Genomic DNA, 7,637 nt, shown 5'->3' with positions numbered 1-7,637 from the left:
GTGACGACGGTGCATTGACGATGATCCGCCCGGCTTTCATCCGTAATCCGAATTTTTTAACGGCTTCTTGATCGTTCGTATGAATTACCGCCGAGTGGCCGGTTCCACCGAACGCGAGCATGTCTTCGGCGCGTTTTAATCCCTCTTGAATTCCGCTGACTTTGTAGCACGCTAAAACAGGGCTCAGTTTTTCCCTGGAAAGCGGGTAATCCGGACCTACGCCTTCTAATTCGGCGATGAGGATTTTTGTATCTTGAGGCACTTTGACACCGGCCATTTCAGCGATTTTGAATGCCGGCATGCCGACGATATCAGCGTTTACCGCGCAAGTATTTTCATTGATGACCAATTTCTCGACCTTTGATTTTTCGGTTTCATTTAAGAAATAGCAGTTGTTTCTTGTCATTTCGACTTTGACGTCTGAGTAGATGTCTTTGTCTATGATGACGGCCTGCTCTGATGCGCAAATCATGCCGTTGTCAAATGTTTTGGATAAGATCAGATCATTGACGGCTTGCTTCAGGTTGGCAGACTTCTCGATGTAGCACGGAACGTTTCCAGGTCCGACGCCAAGGGCCGGTTTTCCGGAGCTGTACGCTGATTTCACCATGCCGGCGCCCCCTGTTGCGAGGATCAGGGAAACGTTCGGGTGGGTCATTAAGGCTTGAGTTGCATTCAGCGAAGGCGTTTCAATCCATTGGATACAGTTGTCGGGTGCTCCTGCTTTGACGGCTGCGTCCCGAAGGATTCTCGCCGCTTCGCGGCTGCATTTTTGGGCCGATGGATGGAAAGCAAACACGATAGGGTTTCTTGTTTTGATCGCTATCAGGGACTTGAACATTGTAGTGGAAGTAGGGTTGGTCACCGGCGTCACGCCGGCGATGACACCGACAGGCTCCGCGATTTCAATGACTCCGTCGTGTTCGTTTTCATTGATGATGCCCACTGTTTTATCGTATTTGATATGATGGTAGACATACTCTGTGGCAAACATGTTTTTAATAATTTTATCTTCATAAACGCCGCGCTTCGTTTCTTCGACGGCAAGTTTGGCGAGAGGCATGTGCTGATCAAGGCCGGCAAGCGCCATCTGTTTGACGATCTCATCAATCTGCTCCTGATCAAAGCTGCGGAATTCTTCCAATGCCTTTAGGCCTTTTTCGACTAGCTGATCAACCATGGTTGAGGCATTTTGCTTTTGTTTCATTTCCTTTTCTTCGATTGCCATTGTAAACCCTCCAGTGAATGAATAGGAATTTGATTACAACAGGATGTTCAGGGATGAATGATGCGGACATTGTTTGTGAAACATTTCACAAGTGGAGTTAAAAAATTTTATCCCTGAAGCGGATATCTGGTTTATTTTGGTATCAGTCCTCCTTTTCTGTGGCTGAATTTATCATATCACGAATTTGAAATATAAGTTTGTGAAATGTTGAACAAAGTATGAAATTCATTCTTGAGTAAAATAAGAATGCACCCCGAGGTCCGGGGTGCAGCTTTTAATACCAGTCCGTATGAAACACGCCTTCCATATCCGTCCGCTCATACGTGTGAGCGCCGAAATAATCGCGCTGCGCCTGCAGCAGGTTTGCGTTTGAGCGGCCCGTCCGGTAGCCGTCGTAATAGGAGAGGGCGGTGCTCAGGCACGGGAATGAGATGCCTGAGCTGATGCCTTCGCAGACGACCTTTCGCAAGCCGGACTGGTATTCTTTTAGTTTTTCAGCGAAGTCAGGTGCGACCAGCAGGTTGGACAGGTCCGGCTGTTTGTCGAACGCTTCGCTGATGAGATTTAAAAATTGTGCGCGGATGATGCAGCCGCCGCGGAAGATGAGGGCGATGTCCTTTAACGGCAGGTGCCATCCGTTCAGATCAGACGTCATTTTATATTGAGCGAAGCCTTGGGCATAGGCGCAGACTTTCCCCATGTATAACGCCTGTCTGACGCGGTCGATCCACACGTTCTGATCCAGGGACCGTTCTTCTGTTTCTGGCCCGGCCAATACGTTTTCGGCAGCTGTCCTTTCGTCTTTTAATGATGACAGGTAACGGGCAAACAGGGATTCCGTGATAATTGATGATGGAATGCCGTTGTCGATGGCCTGCAGGCTCGTCCATTTGCCCGTGCCTTTTTGGCCGGTTTTGTCGAGGATGACGTCGATGAGCGGAGCGCCCGTTCGATCATCCTTTTTCCTCAGGATCTCTGCCGTGATTTCGATTAAATAGCTTTTCAGCTCTCCTTGATTCCACGTGTCGAAAATGTCAGCGATTTCATCTATCGGCAAAAGAAGCTTTTCTCTTAAAAATGTATACGCTTCAGCGATAAGCTGCATGTCTGCGTATTCGATGCCGTTGTGCACCATTTTGACAAAATGCCCCGCGCCTTTTGGACCGATGTAGACACAGCATGGATCTCCTTCTACTTGGGCGGCGATTTTTGTGAGAATCGGAGCTGCTTTTTCGTAGACGTCCCGATCTCCGCCGGGCATAATGGATGGGCCTTTTAAAGCGCCGACTTCGCCGCCGGAAATGCCGATTCCCAAGTAGCCGATACCTTTCGCTTTCAAACTGTCATATCTTCGTTCCGTATCTTCGTAGTGGGAGTTGCCGCCGTCCATGATGACATCCCCTTCTTCAAGCAGAGGAACGAGCGAGTCGATAACAGAATCAACCGGTTTGCCTGCTGTGACCATAAGAAAGATTTTTCTCGGTTTTTCTAAAGACTGTACGAAATCTTCAAGTTCATAGTACGGCTTGACTGTTTGGCCTCCCGTTTTTTGGACGAGTTGATCGGTTAAATCCCTTGTGTAGTTATAGACGGCGACTTGTTCGCCTTTGCTTGCCATGTTCAGGGCGATATTGCTCCCCATGACTCCCAAACCTATGACACCGATTGTATTGCGCATGTAATACCTGCTCCTTCATTTAAGACTTTTTTATACAAATAGGCTTAACAATAAAGTAAATCCTAATCCGGCCACCGCGATAATGGTTTCAAGCAGTGTCCAGGTGGCAAATGTCTCTTTCATGCTTAGTCCGAAATACTCTTTGAACATCCAGAAGCCTGCGTCATTGACATGGGAAGCAATTACACTTCCGGCCCCTGTTGCAAGCACAACCAGCGCAAGATTGACATCGCTTTGTCCGAGCATCGGAAGAACGAGTCCGGTTGTGCTTAATGCAGCAACTGTCGCGGATCCTAAGGAGATGCGCAGAATTGCGGCGATGACCCAGGCGAGCAAGATCGGCGACATGGCTGTTCCTTTGAATAATTCAGCTACATAGTCGCCTACTCCGCCATTGATCAAGACTTGTTTGAAGGCGCCGCCGCCCCCGATGATCAAGAGCATCATTCCGATTTGTGTAATGGCGGTTGAACAGGAATCCATCACTTGTTTGATCGGGATCTTTCTGGCCATCCCCATCGTATAGATCGCGACCAACAGGGAGATGACCATCGAAGTCGAGGCATTCCCGATTAAGCGAACCGCTGCCAGCAGGCTGTTGTCTGCAAGGCCCATCGTTTCTTGAATAAGCGTAATAACAGTCGAAATAGACATGATAATGACCGGAAGCATAGCTGTGAAGACGCTGATGCCGAAGCCGGGCGTCTCTTCAAGCTTGAATGTTTTCTGCTCACCGAGTGAAGCGATGCTGCCCATTTTCTCAAATGATTGCGGGACGATTTTTTTCGCCAGTTTCGTAAATAAAGGTCCGGCCAAAAGAACGGTTGGAATTGCAACAATGATACCGTAGAGCAGCACTTCCCCGATATTGGCGCCGAGCTCTCCCGCGATAGCCGTCGGTCCCGGATGCGGGGGCAGGAAGCCGTGTGTGACGGATAAGGCCGCCGTCATTGGAATTCCAAGGTATAAAATAGATATCTTCAATTCTCTTGAAATGGCGAATACAATTGGAATCAATAATACCAATCCGACCTCGAAGAATAATGCAACCCCGATGATAAAGGAGGCGATGACGACCGCCCATTGGATGTTTTTCTCTCCGAATTTGTTGACGAGGGTCATCGCAATGCGCTGAGCGCCCCCTGAATCCGCGATCAGCCTGCCCAGCATGGCGCCGAGCCCGAAGATCAATGCGATATGGCCGAGCGTTCCGCCAAGGCCTTCTTCAATCGTTTTGACGATGTCGTCAAGCGGCATTCCAAGCGCCAATGCAACCCCGAACGATACGATAATCAAGGAAACAAACGTATTCAGTTTTAACCCCATAATCAAAAGCAATAATGCGACAATCCCGATTGCTACGATCAGTAATGGCATGATAACGCCTCCAATTCTCCCCTATTTTTTGCTGGATAAGCTTCTTTGATAATTTGCAATTTGTGTATATTCGTTTTCAAGTGCTCGAGATAAGTTGATAAAAAGCGGCATTAATTTTCTGTATTCTTTGGCCGATTCTTCTTTCGGCGCGTGTCTGTGCGTGCTTCCGATCATGTCGGAGACGACATCGAATGAATCGATTTTCCCTGTCGCGTTTTTTTTTTAAATTTATGTTGAGATACTAGATCTTTAATATTTTTCTTGAAGTAGGTCTTCCGATTCGAAAATATCGGCCATCATTTGCCTCCATACGTCAGACCTTGCGAAACCTCCGGTCGCCTGAATTCGGGCAACTGGACCGTCCATGCATTCTGTCAACGCCAGGAAGACGGTGTACAGATTGTAAATAACCCCTTCCAATGCCGCGCGAATCATGTGTTCTTTTTTATGCGACATGGTGAGGCCGAAGAATGAACCGCGCACATCCGGATTCCAGAGCGGCGCCCGTTCGCCTGCGAGGTATGGATGGAACAGCAGTCCGTCGGCACCCGGCCTGACGCGTTCGGCAATTTTGGTCAAGACATCGTACGGATCAATGCCGAGACGTTTTGCCGTTTCGATTTCTGATGATGCAAATTCATCTCTAATCCAGCGAAGGACGATCCCGCCGTTGTTGACTGGCCCGCCGATGACCCAATGATTCTCAGTTAAGGCATAGCAAAAGATTCTGCCTTTTTCATCGGTTTGTGGTTTATCGATAATCGTGCGAATCGCACCGCTTGTCCCAATAGTGACGGCGATTTCGCCTTTTTTAATCGCGTTGACGCCGAGGTTGGAAAGCACGCCGTCGCTGGCACCGATGACAAATGGCGTTTGCGGATCAATTCCCATCATCGCCGCCAGTTCCGGATTGCAGTGATGGAAAATGGCTGTTGTCGGAACGAGCTTTGATAGGTGGTCAGGTGTGATGCCTGCAATGGCCAGTGCTTCTTCGTCCCAGGCCAATGTTTTGAGATTCATCATTCCCATCGCCGAAGCTAAGGAGTAATCGACGACATATTGATCAAATAACTTTTTAAAAATATATTCTTTGATTCCGATATATTTTTTTGCTTTGACAGCGATTTCAGGATGCTCGTTTACAATCCATGTGATTTTGCTTAGCGGCGCCATCGGATGAATCGGCGTTCCCGTCCGTTTATAGACATTGTGCCCGTTCATTTCTTCTTTGATTTTATGAGCCCAGCCTTCGCTTCTGTTGTCTGCCCAAGTGATGCAGGAGGTGAGCGGCTTGTCGTTTTCGTCCATCGCAATCACGCTGTGCATCGCGCTGCTGAATGAAATGAATGACGGCTGTTTGTCAGGATGCTGCTGCATGATTTTCGCCGTTGACTGGATGACGGCCTGAAAAATCTCATCCGGGTTTTGCTCAGCGGTCGAGATGTCCGGGGTGTAAAGCGCGTAGCCGATGCTTTCCTTTTGGATCACGTCCCCTTTTTCACTGAATAAAACCGCTTTCGTGCTTGTCGTACCGATATCTATGCCTAACATATAACTAGTCATTTTCTTGTTCGGCCCCTTTCGCCAGCATTTGTTGCGACAGCCACAGATCTTCAACTTTACCTTGCACGTCATCGAAATTTTGATGGAGGGATTTAAGCATCAGATCCCTGTCTTTCGTTTTGATCGCTTTGATATAAAGTTCATGGTTATCGAGAATTCGTTCAAAGTCTTCGTATTTTTCTTTTAAGCGGGCCCGCATGGATAAAAGAATAAAGCTTTCCATCACAGGTTTGAGATTGTTCCATATCATCAAAATGTAAGAATGATTGATGGAGCGGACAATCGTTTCGTGAAATAAGACGTCTTGAAATGAGACCTCGTCGGCATCTTTGTATTTGATGGAGACTTTCATCATCTCCAATATTTTGCTGAGGTCTGTTACCAGTTCGTCGACATTGGCCCGTCCACGCCGTTCGAATACGAATGTTTCCATCACCAGACGCACATCATAAATTTCTCCAATTTCTTTTTCGGTTAAACCGATGACAACGGCGCCCATCCGTTCCAAACGGATGATTTTTTCCGATGCCAGTATTTTTAAAGCCTCGCGGATGGGAGACCGGCTCACCGAGAATTCCGCAGCCAATTTATTTTCAGATAAAATGGTACCGCTTTCAATCAAGCCGGAAATAATGCGCATTCTCAGCTCGCATGCGACGCGAACACCTGTTGAAGCTCTTGAAAGCCACTTCTCCGGATATAAAAGATTTTTAGATTGGCTCATACACTCACCTTCCTAGTTATACGAGTATACTTGTATACAAGTATGATAACGCGATTATTTTGATTATGCAAACACTTTCATTTCAAATTTTCCGAAAATTTTTTTCCATTTATAAAACGATTTGTTTTGCCAATGCCCTCGAAATACTCCACTAAAGCAAAAAAATATAAAGGGAGCAGCTGCCCTTTATATTTTGACCATTTGTTTAACGATGAGTTTGAAGTCATGTTCGCTAATTTCTATGTGCCCAAATCGAAAGGAATAACCCCAGTGCCGTTTGTTTTTGATGAAAGAGAGGTTGGGAATGAATGGGTGGATCGGCGTTTCCCGGCATTTTAAAAAGTTGATCTTCCTTCTGTAAGGTGAGAATCCTTCTCCCGCATGAACCTTGTAAACTCTGTTATCACTCACTTCCCCTACAGCTGTAAACTTTTGATAGGGCGCATCATCTTTGAGATTTTGTTTTGGCGAGTAATAAATGATCCAATCATCGGGATTCATTCTTTTTAAAGGCGCCTCTTTTCCGTGGCAAAGTTGGGCGAAGCCTCCAGATACACCTTTCAAGACGTGATCGCGCGAAGCTACGCCGATCCAATACCTTCTTTTCATTCCATTCAGCATCCGCAAGCATCCTTGTCAGTATCCCCTTCGGTGCATGCTGACACAGGAAAATTCATTTCTCTCCATGCCGCGATCCCTCCGGTCAGCTCTTTCACTTGATAGCCTTTTTCTAATAAAAATTTAGCTGCTTTAGCTGCCGTATTGCACCAGACATCCCAGCAGTACACAATGATTTCTTTATCTTTTGGAATATCCTCTAATCGATGAGGGAGATCGTGTTCAGGTATCGCTTGAGCACCTTTTATCGTCAAACTCCTGACTTCGCTTGGCCCGTTTCTTACATCTATTAAAAAATATTTTTCAGGGTGATCCTTTGAAGATTTAAAATAATCCATTGGACTAATGGTGGCTTCTAAACGTGCATTAAAAAAATCGAGTGAATTCATAGGGTATGACTCCTAGTTTTTATACTTTTTACATACTTTTAAAAGCAAATCTTTAAATAA

General features: G+C 46.6%; 6 protein-coding genes and 1 pseudogene. All 7 read right to left on the bottom strand.

Annotated features, from left to right (window positions below; all coding sequences use genetic code 11):
* On the bottom strand, positions 1-1,228 hold a 1,228-nt coding region (locus tag C1T29_RS24025; protein ID WP_208945572.1), incomplete at its 3' end, for an aldehyde dehydrogenase family protein.
* Positions 1,229-1,502: 274 nt separating this feature from the next.
* Positions 1,503-2,906 carry a decarboxylating NADP(+)-dependent phosphogluconate dehydrogenase gene (gene gnd / locus C1T29_RS24020; RefSeq protein ID WP_023856843.1) on the bottom strand — a complete coding sequence of 468 codons (1,404 nt, stop codon included), beginning with the start codon at positions 2,904-2,906 and terminating at the stop codon, positions 1,503-1,505.
* Positions 2,907-2,936: 30 nt separating this feature from the next.
* Positions 2,937-4,283 carry a GntP family permease gene (locus C1T29_RS24015; RefSeq protein ID WP_065643474.1) on the bottom strand — a complete coding sequence of 449 codons (1,347 nt, stop codon included), beginning with the start codon at positions 4,281-4,283 and terminating at the stop codon, positions 2,937-2,939.
* 21 nt (positions 4,284-4,304) lie between these two features.
* A pseudogene (gene gntK, locus C1T29_RS24010) lies at positions 4,305-5,846 on the bottom strand (gluconokinase).
* On the bottom strand, positions 5,839-6,570 hold the full coding sequence (locus C1T29_RS24005; protein WP_208945571.1) for a GntR family transcriptional regulator: 732 nt from the start codon (positions 6,568-6,570) through the stop codon (positions 5,839-5,841). The pseudogene gntK and the gene C1T29_RS24005 overlap by 8 nt, the downstream one beginning before the upstream one ends.
* A 186-nt stretch (positions 6,571-6,756) precedes the next feature.
* Positions 6,757-7,191, bottom strand: a complete 435-nt coding sequence (locus C1T29_RS24000) for an EVE domain-containing protein (protein ID WP_020453584.1) — start codon at positions 7,189-7,191, stop codon at positions 6,757-6,759.
* Positions 7,185-7,577 (bottom strand): rhodanese-like domain-containing protein, encoded by a 393-nt coding sequence (locus C1T29_RS23995; protein WP_075212821.1) that lies wholly within the window; start codon positions 7,575-7,577, stop codon positions 7,185-7,187. The genes C1T29_RS24000 and C1T29_RS23995 overlap by 7 nt, the downstream gene beginning before the upstream one ends.
* Between the last annotated feature and the right edge of the window lie 60 nt (positions 7,578-7,637).

The organism is Bacillus sp. MBGLi79 (assembly GCF_002953915.1).
Note: the sequence above shows the minus strand (reverse complement) of the source record. Positions and strands in the feature narration are given on the sequence as shown.